We start from the raw sequence: 14,222 nt of genomic DNA, 5'->3' as shown, positions 1-14,222 counted from the left end.
ATGGGTAGCCCGGCGACGGTACGCGCAGCTGTGGAATCGCCGCCTCCACTCCTTTGGGCAAGCCGTTCGGCCGAGTGCCACTCATGTGTGGTGAGCTACGGCGGTCCCTCGGAGCGTGGAAGGGCAAGCACCCGGAACCGCTTCGAGTGAGGTCGCGCCATGCCGGAATCACGCTTGGCCTCGCAGAGAGCGGCGCGAGTACGCAGGCGCAAGGACAGGGACAGCGGCAGGGACTGGGGCTGGGACCCTGGCTCGCCAGAGGCTCCGGCGCCCGCTCGCCCGGTGCCCTGGCTCGCGGCCGTCGCCGTGGCCTTCACGCTCACCCAACTGGTCCTGGTTGCGCCTGGGCTGGGACTGGGCTGGGACGAAACCGTGTACGTCAGCCAGGTCAGCCCGCAGGCCCCCGCGGCGTTCTTCAGCGCGCCCCGGGCTCGGGGCATCACGTTCCTCGTTGCCCCGGTCGCGGCATTGACCACCTCCGTGGAGGCTCTCCGCGTCCACATGGCCGTGCTGTCCGGCTGCGGGCTGTTCCTCGCGCTGTGGGTGTGGCGGCGAATGCTGCCCGCGCCCGTGCTCGCGGTCGCCGGGACGGCTTTCGCGAGCCTGTGGATCACGGCGTACTACGGCCCGCAGGCAATGCCCAACCTATGGGTCGCCTACGGGGCGCTGGCCGCGACCGGCTGCTTCTTGAGGGCGGTCGGGGACCCTGGTGACCGCCGTGCACTGGCCGGCCTCGGTGCCGCTGTGGCGTTCGTGGCGCTGATGCGGCCGTCGGACGCGCTGTGGCTGGTTCTGCCTCTCGCGGCGGTGGCCCTGCTCGTGGGCGGAAGCCGCCGGCCGGTGCTGCTCGCCGTCCTCGCCGTCTCCATGGGCCTCGGCTGCGCCGAATGGATCATCGAGGCGTACCTCCGTTACGGCGGCCTGTCCGCGCGGTTGCGGCGGGCGAGCGAGATCCAGGGGCACCTGGGCTGGTACCTGGCGGTCGACGACCACGTCCGGGCGCTGGGCGGGCGTACCCTCTGCCGTCCCTGCGACGTGCCGTGGCGGAACCCGGTCACCGCGCTGTGGTTCTTCGCGGTGCCGTTGCTCGTCGCGGGGGGAGTGTGGGCCGCTGCCCGGGCCCGGCTCCGGACCGAGATCCTGACCGCGTCGCTGGTGGGGCTGTCGCTGGCGGTGCCGTACCTGTTCACCGTCGACTACGCGGCCCCGCGCTTCCTGCTGCCTGCATACGCGCTCCTGTCCCTGCCCGTGGCGCTGTGCCTGGTCGGCGTCCGCCGAGCCTGGCGCCCGGCTGCGGTCGTTCTGGTCGCTGTGGCCGTCGTGGCGCATCTGGCCATCCAGTACGTCGTGCTCAACTCGGTGGTGCAGCGCGTACGCACCGACAGGGCGGTCCACAACCGCATCGCCGCCGTACTGCGAGCCCATGGTGTGCGCCCGCCGTGCCTGGTCACCGGGGAGGAGGCCATCCGCGTTGCGTTCCGCACCGGCTGCGCCTCCCGCCAGCCGGGCGGACATGACGGCAGCATCACTCCGGCGGGCATCGCCGCCGCGGCCCGTCGCCAACCGGTCGCGGTCCTGCTCGCCGGCGATCGCCCGCCCCCGTCGTACGCGCGCACTTGGCGCGTTCAGCCCCTGCCGGCCCTGGGCGGCCGGGCGGACTACCGGGCCTATCTGTCGCCCTAGCTGTTCTGTCCCGGGAGCCTGTCGCCCTGGTCCGGGGGCCTGTCGCCCTGGCCCGGCAGTCGGGGGCCTTCGCCGTCCGGCACCGGTCCGCGATGCCTGTCCGGCCACGGCGCCGAGGGTGCACTGGCGCCCGGGCGCGCTGTTTTGTATCGTAGGAGAACAAAGTGGCTCCCGCTCGCACTCCCTGACCGGTGAGCGGGAGCCGCTCTGCCCTTCCTTCCCCTGGAGTACGCCTATGCCGGCCACCGCCACCCCGTCCGCACTGACCGCCGGCGCCCTCCTGCTCGACATGGACGGCACCCTCGTCAATTCGGACGCGGTCGTGGAGCGCGTCTGGCGGCGCTGGGCCGTCGAGCACGGCTTCGACCCGGAGGAGACGCTCAAGGTCGTCCACGGCCGGCAGGGCTACGCCACGATGGCCGCCCTCATGCCGGACCGGCCGATGGAGGAGAACCACGCCGAGAACCGCGTGCTGCTCGCGCAGGAGACCGCCGACCTGGACGGCGTCGTCCCGGTCGCGGGCGCACCCGCCTTCATGGATGCCATCGCCGCCCTGCCGCACGCGCTGGTCACCTCGGCCGACGAGGCCCTCGCCCAGGCCCGGATGGGCGCCGCGGGCCTGCGCATGCCGGAGGTGCGGGTCACCGCGGAGTGCGTCGGCGCCAGCAAGCCCGACCCGGAGGGCTTCCTCAAGGCCGCGGCGGAGCTGGGCTTCGCACCGGCGGAGTGCGTGGTGTTCGAGGACTCGGACGCGGGCATTACGGCCGCACGCGCTGCCGGGATGCGGGTGGTGGGGGTCGGTCCGCGTGCAGCCGCGTTCGCCCCGGACGTCCACGTCCGGGACCTCACCGCGCTGCGGGTGACGCCGACCGCCGACGGCTCGATCCGCCTGACCGCCACGACCTGACCCGCGCCGGCCCACGTCGCGGTGCATTTGCCCGCCCCGCTCCTCCCCGCGCCGGCCCCGCAGCATCGATGTGCGGCTCCGCCGCGTTGGGGCTCCGCCGCGTGGGGGCTCCACCCCAGACCCGTCCGAGACTCCGCCTCGGAGCCCCGCCTCACTCGCCGACGGGGCTCCGAAGCAGTCCGCCGGCGTTCGGGGGCCCCCGAGCCGCGCGATCCCCCCGGCGGTGCCCATGTTCCGCCCGTCCGGCGCTTGAGGACGAACACGCCGCCGCACCAACAGGAACCAGCACGCCCCCGCCAGGGCCCCAGGACAGGGCACATGCCCAGCCCGTCCGGCGCTTGAGGACGAACACCCCGCCGCACCAACGGGAACCGGCGTTCCCCGCCAGGGACCCGGGGCGCACCCCCGCCAGGGGCGCGGGGCAAAGCCCCGCCAGCAACCCAGGGCGCCCCCGGTTCAGCCCGCGATCGCCTCGTACAGGCTGAATCCCGCCAGCGCCAGCATCAGCCCCGCCGCCACCTTGGTGATCAGCCGCAGCGGCGCGTACTTCATCAGCGTCCGGCCGCCCACGATGCCGAGGCCCGCGACCGCCCACAGGGCCAGCACCGCGCCGAGGCCGACCGAGAGCGGGTTGTCGTAGCGGGCGGCGAGGTTCGCGGTCATGATCTGGGTCAGATCGCCGAACTCCGCGATCAGGATCAGCATGAATCCGGCGCCGGAGACCTTCCAGAAGGACTGGTCGGCCGGCGCCTTGATCTTCTCCTCGTCCTCGTCGTCCTTCTTCAGCAACAGCATCGCCGCGCCCGCGAGGAACAGCACGCCGACGACCGCCTGGACCAGCCGGTGCGGCAGCAGCGTCAGCACGCTGCCCGCGGCGATGGCGAGTCCGACGTGGACGGCGAAGGCCGCCGCGACTCCGGCGAAGACGTACGACGACCGGTAGCGCGTCCCGAGCATCAGCCCGGCGAGGGCCGTCTTGTCGGGCAGTTCGGCGAGAAAGACGACGCCGAAGGCGATCGCCATGATCGTGAAGCTCAGCACGGGTGGGGTTCCTCAATCGGTCGGGCACCGCCGCACCGAGAGACCTGAGCGTTTCAGGGGTCGCTTCGGCACGGCAGCGCCATGAATGGTCATGGGTCACTGCTGGCCGAAGGTCTCGCTGGCGAGCCACGCCGGGCGGCCGCCTCCGGGCGCCGGCCGAGACGAGCTCGGCAGTATGTCGACGTTCCGGCGAAGAGCTACTCCCCTTCCGCTCCGACCAGGGTACGCGAAGCCCGAGCCGCTCCGTCAGGGACCACGGTCCTTGGCTCCGTCGAACGCGCCCGGGAGCGTGACCAGGCTCACCGTCCTGGTCCGGTCGAGCCCCGGCAGCAGCGCGTCGCGGTGAGCTGCACCGCGGCGCGCACCCCCGCGGCGCCGATCTCGCGGGAGCGGGAGCGGGCGCGTCCGAGGTGCGCGAGGGCGGCGGCCGCGGCTGCCGGCAGCGCGGCCAGTACGACCCCGAATGTGACGTTCACCGGCAGGAGCACGCGCCAACCCTGAGCAGACGGAAGTGAATTGCCGGGGCGTCAGAAGCCTTGTCGTGACGTGTTCATGTCGCCACTCTGTTACCTGGCGCCCATCCCCGAGCAACCTGGCGCCGACACGATGGCCCGGAGCCCTGCCGCAGGGCTCGCAACCGGCCAACGCCCCCCACCTCCAGAGGAGTTCGCATGTCAGGTGTCTACGCGCGTCGACTTTCCCGCACCGCCATGCTCGCCGCATCCGCCGCGCTCGCCTCGGCCGCCACACTGCTCAGCGCGCCGGCCGCCCAGGCCGCCCCGCCCACTCCGGTCAGCGCCGCCACCGCCCGCACGTACCTGAGCCAGCTGACCGTCAAGGCGGAAGGTTCCTCCACCGGTTACAGCCGGGACAAGTTCCCGCACTGGATCACCCAGTCGGGCACCTGCAACACGCGCGAGGTCGTCCTCAAGCGCGACGGTTCGGGCGTCGTCCAGGACTCCAGCTGCGCCGCGGTCAGCGGCAGCTGGTACTCCCCGTACGACGGCGCCACCTGGACCGCCGCCTCGGACGTCGACATCGATCACATCGTCCCGCTCGCCGAGGCCTGGCGCTCCGGCGCCAGCTCCTGGTCCACCTCGTCGCGCCAGGCCTTCGCGAACGACCTGACCCGTCCGCAGCTGATCGCCGTCACCGACAACGTGAACCAGGCCAAGGGCGACCAGGACCCGGCCGAGTGGCTTCCGCCGCGCTCCTCCTACAACTGCACCTACGCCCGGATGTGGGTGCACACGAAGTACTACTGGAACCTTTCGGTCGACTCGGCCGAGAAGTCCGCACTGCAGTCCATCCTGAACGGCTGCTGAACAGCGGCTGACCGGCCCGTCCGGCAAGGAACCGCGCTACCCTCCCCCGTCGTTCCGTACCGTACGAGGGCGACGGAGGAGGGCATATGGCAGCCGGGCTGCGCCTGGGACCACTACTGCGGCATGTCGACTGGGAGGCCGGTGAGCAGGCGACCGTCTGGGTCGAGGCCGACCGGCCGTGCACGGCCGAGGTGCGATGCGCGGACGGCGCGGGCGGCTCGGTCCGTACGTTCCAGATCGAGGGCCACCACTACGCGCTGGTCCCGGTGACCGGCCTCACCCCCGCCTCCTCGACCCCGTACGAGGTACTGCTGGACGGCCGACGCGTCTGGCCCCTGGAGGACTCCCCCTTCCCGCAGAGCACGATTCGCACCCCTGCGATCCCCGCCGAAGGCGTCCGGGTCGCCTTCGGCTCCTGCCGCTGGGCCGCGCCGCCCGCCGACGAGCACGACCCGGTCGGCCCCGACGCGCTGGACACCCTCGCCGCCCGGCTGGCCGCCGACCCGGAAGCCGAGCGCCCGGACGTGCTGCTCCTGCTGGGCGACCAGGTGTACGCGGACGCGACGTCCCAGGCGACCCAGCGCTGGCTGGCCGCCCGGCGTGATCTGCGCGAGCCACCGGGCATGGAGGTCGCGGACTACGAGGAGTACACCCGGCTGTACGACGAGTCCTGGCTGGACCCCGAGGTCCGCTGGCTGCTCTCCACCGTCCCCAGCTGCATGATCTTCGACGACCACGATGTGATCGACGACTGGAACACCAGCGCGTCGTGGCTCGCGGAGATGCGGGAGACGGACTGGTGGCAGGAGCGCTTGCGCAGCGGGCTGATGTCGTACTGGGTCTATCAGCATCTGGGCAATCTCACCCCGGCCGAGCTCGAAACGGATCCGGTCCACGCGGCCGTACGGTCCAGCCCCGACGGCACGGACGCACTGCGGCGGTTCGCGGCGAAGGCCGAGACCGATCCGGCCGCGGTCCGCTGGAGCTACCGGCGCGACTTCGGCAGGACCCGGCTGCTGATGGTCGACACCCGGGCCGCGCGCGTGCTGGACGAGCAGAAGAGGGCGATGCTCGACGAGTGCGAGGCTCGCTGGCTCCGCGAGCAGGCGCTGGAGGCCCCGGGCTCGTACGACCACCTGCTGGTCGGGACCTCGCTGCCCTGGCTGCTGCCGCCGCTCATCCATGACGCGGAGAGCTGGAACGCGGCACTGTGCCGGGGCGAACGAGGCGCGCGCTGGGCACGTTTCGGCGAAGACCTGCGCAGACGGTCCGATCTGGAGCACTGGGCGGCGTTCCCGGCATCGTTCGAGAAGCTGACGGCGCTGATCGCGGAGGCGGGCAGCGGCCCGCTGGCACCGGCGACGGTCTGCGTGCTGTCCGGAGATGTGCACCACGCGTACGTCGCCGAGCCGGTCTGGCCGGACGCGGCGCCGGACGCGCGGGTGCTGCAACTGACCTGCTCCCCCGTCCACAACGCGATCCACTCCTCGGTAAGGCTCGGCTTCCGCTTCGGCTGGAGCCGGGCGGGGCGGCGGCTCGGCCATGCGCTGGCCCGGCACGGGCGGGCGGGGCGGCCCGTCATCGACTGGCACCGGAGCGGCGGACCGTGGTTCGGGAACCAGCTGATGACACTGACGCTGCGCGGGCGCTCGGCCGACCTCCGGCTCGACCAGGCACGCGCGGACGGCAGACCGGCCGGGGGCAAGCGGGCGGATCGTGCGGGTACGCGGCTCGTGACCGTCGACGAGCGGAACCTGACGAATGGTCCGTGACACTTCACACAGCAGCAGATGATCCTCACCCATGCCCCTCCGGCTCCCCACACAGCAACGGCATGATGAGGCGGACGATCCGCTTCCCGTACCGTCAAGCCCCCACATTGCCCCGGGAGTCAGTACTTTGTCCGTGTTGCCCGCAGTTCCGCACGCCATAGCCCTGGTCGGCGCAGGACCCCGCGGCACCTCGGTCCTCGAAAGACTCTGCGCCTCCGTGCCGGAACTGGCCCCACAGACCCCGCTGACGGTGCATGTCATCGACCCCGCCCCGGCGGGCCCGGGCCAAGTGTGGCGAACGGACCAGCCCGCCGAGCTGCTGATGAACACGGTCGCTTCCCAGGTGACGCTCTTCACCGACGACAGCGTGGACTGCGAGGGGCCGGTACGGCCGGGGCCGAGCCTGTACGAGTGGGCCGCCGCCCGCCCGGCCGAGGGGCTCGGCCCCGACGACTATCCGACCCGCGCCTGCTACGGGCGCTATCTGGAGTGGGCGTTCCGCGAAATCGCCGACCGCGCGCCGCGGACGGTACGGGTGGAGGTGCACCGGGCCCGCGCGGTGCGCCTCGACGACGCCGAGGACGGTTCGCAGACGCTGGCACTGGACGACGGGACCTCGCTGACCGGCCTCAGCGCGGTGGTGCTGGCGCAGGGGCATCTGCCGGTTGCGCCCGGGGCGGTTCCGGCCCGGCTCGGCGACCACGCGGCCCGGCACGGCCTGCGCCACTTCGCCCCCGCCAACCCGGCGGACCTCGACCTCTCCGCGATCGCCCCGGGTGAATCGGTCCTGCTGCGCGGCCTCGGCCTCAACTTCTTCGACCACATGGCGCTGCTGACGACGGGCCGCGGCGGCGCGTTCGTCGGTGCCGGGAACCGTCTCGTCTACCGGCCCTCGGGACGCGAACCACGGATGTACGCGGGCTCACGGCGCGGCATTCCGTACCAGGCACGGGGGGACAACGCGAAGGGCGCTTCGGGCCGGCACCGCCCGCTGGTGCTCACCCCGGACGCGATCGCGGTCTTCCGCAAACGCGCGCAGGCCGGCGATCCGCCGGACTTCCTCACCGAGATATGGCCGCGGGTCGCCAAGGAGGTGGAGACGGTCTATTACGAGGCGCTGCTGTGCAAGGGCCCAGGCCGCGCGGCGGAGTTCCGGGCCCGCTTCCGCACCCGCTTCCTGGACACGGCGCACGGCAGCAAGGAGGAGGCCGCGGTCCTGGACGCCTACGGGTGCACGGAGGCCGACCGCTGGTCCTGGGAGCGGATCTCACGGCCGTACGCGGGCGAGACCTTCACCGGCCCGGCCGCCTTCCGCGACTGGCTGCTGGGGCATCTGCGGCGGGACGCCGAGCACGCGGCGCTCGGCAATGTCGCGGGTCCCCTCAAGGCGGCTCTCGACGTCCTGCGGGACGTACGCAACGAGGTGCGGCAGATCGTGGACCACCGCGGGCTGTCCGGCGGGTCCCGGCGCGACCATCTGGACCGCTGGTACACGCCGCTGAACGCGTTCCTCTCCATCGGACCGCCGCGCCGCCGGATCGAGGAGATGACCGCGCTGATCGAGGCCGGAGTGCTGAAGGTGGTCGGCCCGCGGATGACGGTACGGGCGGTGGGCGGGGCGTTCGCCGCCGAGTCGCCCGACGTGCCGGGGTCGGCGGTGACGGCGACGACGCTGATCGAGGCACGGCTCCCGGAGCCGGACCTCAGGCGCAGCCGTGACGAGCTGCTCGCGCGGCTGCTGCGCACGGGGCAGTGCCGGCCGCATGCGGTGGGCGGTTACGAAACCGGCGGCTTGGACGTGACAGCGCGGCCGTACCGTCTGATCGATCGTCAGGGGCGGGCGCATCCACGGCGGTTCGCGGTCGGCGTGCCCACCGAGGGAGTGCACTGGGTGACTGCGGCGGGGGCCCGGCCCGGGGTGGACTCGGTGACGCTGTCGGACGCGGACGCGGTGGCGCGGGCCGTGCTGCGCGTGGCTGCCGACTGTGAAATTCCGATGAAGAGCGACCGTTGGCTGAATGTTGAACTTGCAAGCATTGATTAGGTCCACCTAACTTGAGTCCCATCGGTTTCACGTCCCCAGACCGAAGGAGACCCCCCAGATGGCCACTCGTCAGTCGTCCTCGCGACTGGACCAGGCCCAGCCGTACGTGCTCGGCCTGTTCCGCATCGTCGTCGGCCTGCTGTTCGCCAGCCACGGCGCCGCCTCGCTGTTCGGCGTCCTCGGCGGAATGAACGGCGGCACCGTGCCCACCGGCACCTGGCCGGGCTGGTACGCGGCCGTGATCGAGCTCGTCGCCGGCGGCCTGGTGCTGATCGGCCTCGGCACGCGCGCGGCCGCGTTCATAGCGTCGGGCTCGATGGCGTACGCGTACTTCAAGGTGCACCAGCCCGAGGCGCTCTTCCCGCTGCAGAACCACGGCGAGGCTGCCGCGTACTTCTGCTGGGCGTTCCTGCTGCTGGTCTTCACCGGCTCGGGTGCGCTGGGGCTGGACCGGCTGTTCGCTCCGCGCGGCGCGGCCGAAGAGAAGAAGCCCGAGGAGTCCGCGGCGGCTGTCACGGCCTGACGTTCCAGGCGCTGTCACGGCCTGACGTTCCAGGTGGTGTCACGGCCTGACGTTCCAGGTGGTGGGCCCGGGGCCGGCGGCTGGTGCCGTGCGGCCCCGGCCCCACCCGCGTTCTCCTCTCCATTCGCACCTCACCTCGCTCGCCTCGCACCTCACCTCGCGGGCGGGGCCGCGGCCCTCCGGGGCGCTGCTCCACGCCGCGGGCCGCCCCGTAAGGCCGCCCCCGACTTCAGCCCACCCCTGATGATCTCTCCGCAGGGCGCGGGCGTACGCTGTATGGCTGTCATGCCGCCCCTGCCGCTCCCCTGCGACGTCGCGGCGTTGTCATCAAGGGGGGAGTCCAGGTGCTCGAGACTGTGGGGTCGCTGACCGGCAGCCCGTGGATCTATGCCGTCGTGGCCGTCTCCGTACTCCTGGACGTCTTCGTGCCCGTGCTGCCCAGCGGTGTGCTGGTGATCACGGCCGCGACGGCGGCCGCAGCCGGATCGACGGCCGCGGGATCGACGACGGTCGCCGAGGCCGCCGGCCAGGTGCCCCAGGAGGTGCCCTCACTGCTGGTGCTGCTGCTCTGCGCGACGACCGCGTCCGTGCTCGGCGACCTCGTCGCCTACCGGCTGGCCTGGCGCGGCGGCGACCGGCTGGACCGGGCGATCGCGCGCTCCCGCCGGCTGAGCAGGGCGCAGCAACGTCTCGGCACCGCCCTCAGCCGCGGCGGCGGCATGCTGGTGGTCATCGCCCGCTTCGCCCCCGCGGGCCGCTCGGTCGTGTCCCTGGGCGCGGGCGCGTCACGCCGCAAGGTGACGGAGTTCCTGCCCTGGTCGGCCCTCGCGGGAGTGGCCTGGGCGGGCTACAGCGTCGGCCTCGGCTACTTCGGCGGCCAGTGGCTGGGTGCGACATGGGTGGGCGTGGCGGTGTCGGTCCTCGCCCTCTTCGCCGCGGGGTCGCTCGCGGCCTACGTCATGCGGCGTCCGGCGCCGGAACCGGCATAGCCTTCCTGGCCGCGCTCCCGCCGCCACGCACCTCCAGCCCGTCGAGGAGCTTGCGGGTCGACTCCGCTATCTCGTCCACGGCCCGGTCGAACACCTCCCGGTTGTGCGCGGCGGGCGCCCGGAACCCGGACACCTTCCGTACGAACTGCAGGGCTGCGGCCCTGATGTCCTCGTCGGTGGCTTCTTCGGGGAGGACGGGCGGTCGGAGAGTCTTGATGCTGCGGCACATGTCTCCAGTGTGGGCCACGCCACTGACAACGCGCCTCGGTCGGCGTGTGTACGCCACGCACGCCTCACGCGTGCCGTGAGTGCGTCACGCACGCCTCACGCGTGCCGTGAGTGCGTCACGCGGCGTCGGCGATCCCGGCGCCCGAGGTGCCCGGAGCCGCACCGACACCTGTGCTCAGACCCGCAGCCGGTGCCGGTGCCGGTGCCGCCCCCGCACCCGCACCCGACGCCGCCCCCGCAGCGACACCCGTGGTCGCACCCGCGCCCAGGATCACATCGGCGCCCGTCTCCACGTCCGCCCCCGCGTCCGTCTCCGCCCCGACCGCCGCCGCCCATTCCACGAGCAGCTGCTGGTACCGGGCCTCGTCCACGGCGGACAACCGCGCCCCGGACCGCGCCCACAGTGCGCGAATCTCCGCATTCACCACAGCAGCGGACCGTACGGAACCAAGCTCGCGAAGGGTTGGGGACATGGTCACAAGGTTACGGGCCCGGACTGACAACGGTGACCCACAGACGTGCCCCGGTGACGGATACCACTTACGCGGATGCCACGTTCATATGCCACATATGGCGTCCGTCACACGCCCCAACACCCGGAACGCTGCCCAGAGTTTGCGCAAAGAGTGATGGCTCCGCAGCCCGCTCCGGACGGGCCGCAGGTAGTCCGGCGTGACTCGCGAGTACACCAGGGGTGGCGGGCGTCGGCGATACCCAACTGCAAACGTATGCACCGAGTTGCTGTAACCATCTGGTTGCTGTCCGCCAGATATTCGTTGTCAGACGTCTCCACGTTTCGCGGTGCGAAACCGCTTTGCTGTCCGCACGAGCAATGACGCTCCAGGCACCGGGGCGTGCGAAAGCAGCGGGGATCCGAGTGCCGACCGACAGCGAACGTAAGGACAGCACCGAAGTGAAGTTCGACGAAGCCGCCCTCGTGCTGGCCATCGCGGCCGCCGCGAGAGCGTACGCGCCCGATGTCCGGGCGTTCACGCGGCGCCTGCTCGGCGCGGGTGTACGTGTCGGAGCCGCCAGCCTGATCGAACAGCGCCACCCCACCTCCCCGCCGGCACTCCCCGATGCCGACGGGCCCGACGAAGAAGGCCGCTCATGAGCGGCCGGCAGCCCAAGGATGTGAACAGGCGGGCGATGCAGGGACTCGTCAATTCCATGCCACCGCCCTTCCGGGCGTTCCACACCCAGTACCACCAGCCGTACTTCGAGTACGCGCGTATCCAACTGGGCGACTGGGACGCCGCCGACGAACTCGTCCACGGCACCTTCCTCTACCTGGCCTTCAACTGGCAGCACTTCACCCGCCAGGGCAGCTTCGAGGCCGACGCCTGGGCCCTGCACAAGGAGCGGGTGGCCACCGAACTGACAGTGACGGGCCGCCCGCCCGCGGGCCCCGAGACGCTGGCCTTCGCCCGTGCGATACGTGCCGCCACGGATGCCGTCATGGGCACCTTCCGCGAACACTTCCGGGCACAGGTCGACGAACTCGAGCACAGCATCGGTCTCTACCGCGCCATGACCCACCTCCCCGAGCGACAGTTTGACGTGGTCCTCCTGCGCTATGCGCTGGGCTACACGACGAAGCACACGGCCTCGGTCATGGGCATCACCCCGGCCACGGTGCGGACGCTGCGCTGCAGTGCCAAGCGGCGGCTGGCGGCCGAACTCGATCTCGACATGGAAGTGGACATCGACGATGAGGAGTGAGAGCCCTATGTCACGCCGGCCGCGCGGTGTCGAGGAGGCCCTCGCCAGAGCCAGGGTCTTCGAGGGCGACTACTCGAAGGAACAACTGGAGGCATCCCGCCGGCGACTCGCGCACGACCTCGCCGAGGCCCGCTGGACGCAGATGTTCACGGGCGGCGCCTCCCCGTGGGGCCGCCCCACGGCGACGCTCCACCAGCAGGCGCGGGACGGACTGTGGTCGCTGTCCCAGAACGTCATCACGAACGACGAGGCCGCCGGCTACATCGCCCGCTTCGAGGACGACCGCGACCCGGACGGGGCCCTCGCCTTCGCCTGCCTGCTGGACCTGGCCGACGCGGAGGAAGGCGCCCAGTTCTGGTGGCAGTTCGCCGCCGGAGCGGGGAACGCGACGAGTGCGCTGTGTCTGTACCTGCTGCATCTGCGCCGGGGCGAACTGCGGGACGCCCAGCACTGGGCGGCGCAGATTCCCGCGCTGGAGACGGGCACCCAGGACCAGTTCAGACCCGTGCCGCACGAGGCGGTCGACCCGGGTGCCCCACCCTCCGGCATCACGGTGCGCTTCGAGGCGGCGGGAGACGACGCGTTCGTACCCGAGGACGCCGTCAGGGACACCGTCGGCCACCTGGACGTCGACGAACTCGACGACTTCGGCACCATCCCGCGCCCGAGCGCGGCGCTGGCGGGCCGGGTGAAGGACCTGGTCACGGTTACCCGCTGACGTCCGAGAGCCCCGGGTCACGGGGCCCTCGGACGGGTCGTGGGTCCACTGCGACGCTGCGAGCGAAGTCGGCACGGACCGCGGGCTGTGGCGCTCGGGAAGCTCGGGGCACTACCGGGCGCGGACTGCAGCGCACAGGGTGCTACCGACCGTGACCGGCAGACGGCGGGCGGCGGGCTGCGGGCTGCGGATGGCAGGCGTAGGGCGGCGGACGGCAGGCGGCAGGCGGCAGGCGGCAGGGAGCTTCCCCGGCCGTGCACGCACCGCCTCGGCTACCTTGGCCACCGTGACCGAGCCCTGGCACCCGACCGCCCCCGGAGTCCTCCGCCTGCCCTCCGGCCGGCTCGTACGGGGCCGCGCCCTGCGCCGCCCGCTCCCGCCCGGCCCACCGCCCACGTACGCCGTCCATCTGCTGGGCGGACAGCCCCCTGAGTTCCCCTGGGAATCCCGCTGGCTCCGCTGGCCGGACTTCCGTCTCCCCAGCGATCCCGCCCACGCCCGAGCCGTCCTGCACGACGCCTGGACCCGCTCCGCCACCGACCGCGTCGAGATCGCCTGCGGAGGCGGCCGCGGCCGCACGGGCACGGCCCTGGCCTGCCTCGCCGTTCTCGACGGCGTCCCGTCCGCCGAGGCGGTGGCCTTCGTACGCCGCCACTACGACCGGCGTGCCGTCGAGACCCCTTGGCAGCGGCGGTACGTTCGCCGCTTTCCGGCCGTCCCGTAGCCGCCCCCGCCATGGCCTGCGCATCCTTTACCGAGAAACCGGTCGAAAATCGCACATAAGCGTCGCCATCGGGCGCCTGGAGCGTTATCCTGAGTAAAGACCTGCGGGATGAGCGAGGGAGTTCAACCGGAGTAGCCGACTTTGGCGGAAGGGTTTGGTTCCGCTGGGGCCGACGTCGACGGTCGGGCTGAGAGGCTGAAAGGTCGCAGGACCGGACGGCGACCCCCACTACCTGATTCGGGCAATGCCGACGAAGGGAGCCCGTCTCGTAGGTCGCTTTGTGCGCGTGTACGTCGAAGACCCCCGGCCGTGATCGGCCGGGGGTCTTCGTTTCGGTGAGCGCGGACAAAATCCGAACCGCCGACACGGCCGGACCCGGGTGGCCAGGCATGGGGTTGTCACAGGCCGAGGGAGATGGCCAGTCGGGTGAGTTCGGCCGTGCTGCTGATGTCGAGCTTGGCGCGGATGCGGCGGAGGTAGGCGTCGACGGTGTGCTTGGAGAGTCCCATGTGGCGGGCCGTCTGCAGGTAGGTGCGCCCGGCGGCG

General features: G+C 72.0%; 15 protein-coding genes and 1 pseudogene. 11 read left to right on the top strand and 5 right to left on the bottom strand.

The features are described 5' to 3' along the window. Positions 1-282 precede the first annotated feature (282 nt). Both ACZ6ZQ_RS23390 and ACZ6ZQ_RS23385 read left to right on the top strand, forming a co-directional pair. On the top strand, positions 283-1,683 hold the full coding sequence (locus ACZ6ZQ_RS23390) for a hypothetical protein (RefSeq protein ID WP_469770440.1): 1,401 nt from the start codon (positions 283-285) through the stop codon (positions 1,681-1,683). A gap of 235 nt (positions 1,684-1,918) precedes the next feature. Next, a complete protein-coding gene (locus ACZ6ZQ_RS23385) occupies positions 1,919-2,590 on the top strand; it encodes an HAD-IA family hydrolase (protein WP_469770439.1) in 672 nt (223 codons plus the stop codon). 456 nt (positions 2,591-3,046) lie between these two features. On the opposite strand, the gene ACZ6ZQ_RS23380 is transcribed toward ACZ6ZQ_RS23385, so the two are convergent. Both ACZ6ZQ_RS23380 and ACZ6ZQ_RS23375 read right to left on the bottom strand, forming a co-directional pair. Then, positions 3,047-3,631 carry a TMEM165/GDT1 family protein gene (locus ACZ6ZQ_RS23380; protein ID WP_469770438.1) on the bottom strand — a complete coding sequence of 195 codons (585 nt, stop codon included), beginning with the start codon at positions 3,629-3,631 and terminating at the stop codon, positions 3,047-3,049. Between the two features lie 267 nt (positions 3,632-3,898). After that, positions 3,899-4,021: pseudogene (locus tag ACZ6ZQ_RS23375) on the bottom strand (ABC transporter permease); the annotation flags it as partial. 281 nt (positions 4,022-4,302) lie between these two features. Here ACZ6ZQ_RS23375 and ACZ6ZQ_RS23370 point away from each other — a divergent pair. From ACZ6ZQ_RS23370 to ACZ6ZQ_RS23350, 5 genes are all read left to right on the top strand, one after another. After that, positions 4,303-4,956: an HNH endonuclease family protein gene (locus ACZ6ZQ_RS23370; protein WP_469770437.1), complete on the top strand. Its 654-nt coding sequence runs from the start codon at positions 4,303-4,305 to the stop codon at positions 4,954-4,956. Between the two features lie 86 nt (positions 4,957-5,042). Further along, on the top strand, positions 5,043-6,728 hold the full coding sequence (locus ACZ6ZQ_RS23365; protein ID WP_469770436.1) for an alkaline phosphatase D family protein: 1,686 nt from the start codon (positions 5,043-5,045) through the stop codon (positions 6,726-6,728). A gap of 31 nt (positions 6,729-6,759) precedes the next feature. Continuing rightward, positions 6,760-8,772 (top strand): FAD/NAD(P)-binding protein, encoded by a 2,013-nt coding sequence (locus tag ACZ6ZQ_RS23360; RefSeq protein ID WP_469770435.1) that lies wholly within the window; start codon positions 6,760-6,762, stop codon positions 8,770-8,772. Between the two features lie 58 nt (positions 8,773-8,830). Further along, the gene (locus ACZ6ZQ_RS23355) at positions 8,831-9,295 is read left to right on the top strand and encodes a DoxX family protein (RefSeq protein ID WP_469770434.1); all 465 of its coding nucleotides are present in this window, start codon (positions 8,831-8,833) and stop codon (positions 9,293-9,295) included. Positions 9,296-9,639: 344 nt separating this feature from the next. After that, positions 9,640-10,284: a DedA family protein gene (locus ACZ6ZQ_RS23350; protein ID WP_469770433.1), complete on the top strand. Its 645-nt coding sequence runs from the start codon at positions 9,640-9,642 to the stop codon at positions 10,282-10,284. Here ACZ6ZQ_RS23350 and ACZ6ZQ_RS23345 read toward each other — a convergent pair. Both ACZ6ZQ_RS23345 and ACZ6ZQ_RS23340 read right to left on the bottom strand, forming a co-directional pair. After that, positions 10,253-10,513, bottom strand: coding sequence for a DUF2277 domain-containing protein (locus tag ACZ6ZQ_RS23345; RefSeq protein WP_469770432.1), 261 nt, complete (start codon positions 10,511-10,513; stop codon positions 10,253-10,255). The two genes, ACZ6ZQ_RS23350 and ACZ6ZQ_RS23345, sit on opposite strands and share 32 nt — an antisense overlap. Positions 10,514-10,628: 115 nt before the next feature. Further along, entirely contained in the window at positions 10,629-10,985 is a 357-nt protein-coding gene (locus tag ACZ6ZQ_RS23340; protein ID WP_469770431.1) for a hypothetical protein, read from the bottom strand. Positions 10,986-11,389: 404 nt separating this feature from the next. Here ACZ6ZQ_RS23340 and ACZ6ZQ_RS23335 point away from each other — a divergent pair, with 404 nt between their 5' ends. The 4 genes from ACZ6ZQ_RS23335 to ACZ6ZQ_RS23320 all read left to right on the top strand — a co-directional run bounded on the left by ACZ6ZQ_RS23335 (position 11,390) and on the right by ACZ6ZQ_RS23320 (position 13,676). Continuing rightward, on the top strand, positions 11,390-11,626 hold the full coding sequence (locus ACZ6ZQ_RS23335) for a hypothetical protein (RefSeq protein WP_469770430.1): 237 nt from the start codon (positions 11,390-11,392) through the stop codon (positions 11,624-11,626). Next, a complete protein-coding gene (locus ACZ6ZQ_RS23330) occupies positions 11,623-12,234 on the top strand; it encodes an RNA polymerase sigma factor (RefSeq protein ID WP_453668393.1) in 612 nt (203 codons plus the stop codon). The genes ACZ6ZQ_RS23335 and ACZ6ZQ_RS23330 overlap by 4 nt, the downstream gene beginning before the upstream one ends. 7 nt (positions 12,235-12,241) lie before the next feature. Beyond that, a complete protein-coding gene (locus ACZ6ZQ_RS23325) occupies positions 12,242-12,952 on the top strand; it encodes a hypothetical protein (protein WP_469770429.1) in 711 nt (236 codons plus the stop codon). A gap of 286 nt (positions 12,953-13,238) precedes the next feature. After that, positions 13,239-13,676 carry a protein-tyrosine phosphatase family protein gene (locus tag ACZ6ZQ_RS23320; protein ID WP_469770428.1) on the top strand — a complete coding sequence of 146 codons (438 nt, stop codon included), beginning with the start codon at positions 13,239-13,241 and terminating at the stop codon, positions 13,674-13,676. Between the two features lie 398 nt (positions 13,677-14,074). Here ACZ6ZQ_RS23320 and ACZ6ZQ_RS23315 read toward each other — a convergent pair. Beyond that, positions 14,075-14,222: LuxR C-terminal-related transcriptional regulator (locus ACZ6ZQ_RS23315; protein ID WP_469770548.1), on the bottom strand; the 148-nt coding region annotated here is incomplete at its 5' end.

The organism is Streptomyces sp. NPDC053673 (genome assembly GCF_055585225.1).
The sequence above is the reverse complement of the archived record's forward strand: the minus strand, read 5'-3'. Positions and strand labels throughout refer to the sequence as shown.

Excerpts from the sequence above, each read along its gene's own strand:
- ACZ6ZQ_RS23325 (WP_469770429.1), top strand. The coding sequence starts at position 12,242 with ATGTCACGCCGGCCGCGCGGTGTCGAGGAGGCCCTCGCCAGAGCCAGG.
- ACZ6ZQ_RS23370 (WP_469770437.1), top strand. The coding sequence starts at position 4,303 with ATGTCAGGTGTCTACGCGCGTCGACTTTCCCGCACCGCCATGCTCGCC.
- ACZ6ZQ_RS23385 (WP_469770439.1), top strand. The coding sequence starts at position 1,919 with ATGCCGGCCACCGCCACCCCGTCCGCACTGACCGCCGGCGCCCTCCTG.
- ACZ6ZQ_RS23340 (WP_469770431.1), bottom strand. The coding sequence starts at position 10,985 with ATGTCCCCAACCCTTCGCGAGCTTGGTTCCGTACGGTCCGCTGCTGTG.
- ACZ6ZQ_RS23345 (WP_469770432.1), bottom strand. The coding sequence starts at position 10,513 with ATGTGCCGCAGCATCAAGACTCTCCGACCGCCCGTCCTCCCCGAAGAA.
- ACZ6ZQ_RS23365 (WP_469770436.1), top strand. The coding sequence starts at position 5,043 with ATGGCAGCCGGGCTGCGCCTGGGACCACTACTGCGGCATGTCGACTGG.
- ACZ6ZQ_RS23330 (WP_453668393.1), top strand. The coding sequence starts at position 11,623 with ATGAGCGGCCGGCAGCCCAAGGATGTGAACAGGCGGGCGATGCAGGGA.
- ACZ6ZQ_RS23360 (WP_469770435.1), top strand. The coding sequence starts at position 6,760 with ATGCCCCTCCGGCTCCCCACACAGCAACGGCATGATGAGGCGGACGAT.
- ACZ6ZQ_RS23355 (WP_469770434.1), top strand. The coding sequence starts at position 8,831 with ATGGCCACTCGTCAGTCGTCCTCGCGACTGGACCAGGCCCAGCCGTAC.